Here is a 1,277-nt window from a genome sequence, read left to right on the forward strand (position 1 = left end):
AGTGATGGAGCCCTGGTACAACGTCATAACAACCGCACCCACGACCACGACGATTAGGACGACAATCAGCCAGCCCGTCATCTGATCGCCGGACCTGCTCCGCAGCAGCCCTTTTGTCCTTAAAAGGGCACTTGTGATCCTTTTTTTCATGGGATTTGACCTCCTTTCCGAAAAATATAGTTATATTTGAAAAGGGTTGCCCCGTTTTCACTTTAGTTGCCTGCGAAAAGGCCAGAAGCGAGAAGTACAAGGCGCACAAGGCGGAAAGACCGGAGCATACTGTCTGTATTTGAGGACTTTCCGACCGCAGTGCAACGAAGTAATTCGCTGCTTATCGCCTTTTCGCACTAAAAAAGGCCCCCCATTGACTTAATCAAGTGAGAGCCGATGACGTATAAAAGACTGGCAAGGGTCACTGCCACAAGGGGTATGGACGCAAGCTTGATTTTGCCGGGCAGCCTGTTGAGGTTTTTCCGCAGGGCTTCCTTTGCCTTGAGGTCCATGTCCTTGGCAAGATACATCAGAGCTTCGCCCTGATGCTCTCCGCGGTAGAGGCCGGTGAGGGCGTTGACCAAAAAGGAGACCTCCGTGAGCCCGATGCGTTCATTAAAGTTCCGAAGGGCGGTCTCTATGTCTTTTGCCTTCATTTCCATAACCAGGACTGCGATATCGTAGTAAAAGACTTCGCTGGATACCTTCAGGTAATCCTCGAATATCTGGATCAGATCCACCTGCACAACCGCTTTTTCGTTGTTGTCCCTGATGTCGTCCAGCTTATAGAGGATGGAACGGACAAAGCTCGGAAGCTCCATTTCAATCAGTCTTTTTTTCTCCTTCAATTTGTCTTTCAGATCGGTCACAAAGTGGAAATACACCACCACCGCAAAGATAAGGATTACTGGGGCAATGTTTGTCGCTCCGACCGCCAGAAGCAGAAGCAAGAGCGGCAGGGTGAAAGCGGCACAGATAAGAGCCCGCGCGTGATATTCCTTCGGGGTCAGGGCAAGCCCGCCGCGCCGCAGCATGGACGCCATTTTTGCTTCCTTCTCCGGGTCAAGCCTGATCAGCCGGGATACCGGCTTGACCAGAGGCATGACAAAGAGGTTTAAAAGCCTTGCCCCTGTCTGTTCTTTTTCCGCCTGTACGTTCTTGATATTTTTCTTCATACTCGACCTGGGTATCTTGAGTATCTGCCGACAAATTAAAAATCCTGCCACAGTCAGCAGGACAAAGACGATTATTTTATATAGCAAATTTGAACCTCCCTGTAAAATTGG

At 49.8% G+C, this 1,277-nt stretch carries 1 protein-coding gene; it reads right to left on the reverse strand.

All coding sequences use genetic code 11. The features are described 5' to 3' along the window. Window positions 1–347: 347 nt before the first annotated feature. Window positions 348–1,277, reverse strand: a 930-nt coding sequence (locus tag UF75_RS30610; protein WP_242860436.1) for a hypothetical protein, incomplete at its 5' end; no start/stop codon positions are given.

Source organism: Desulfosporosinus sp. I2, from assembly GCF_000960765.1.
Taxonomy (GTDB): Bacteria; Bacillota; Desulfitobacteriia; order Desulfitobacteriales; family Desulfitobacteriaceae; genus Desulfosporosinus.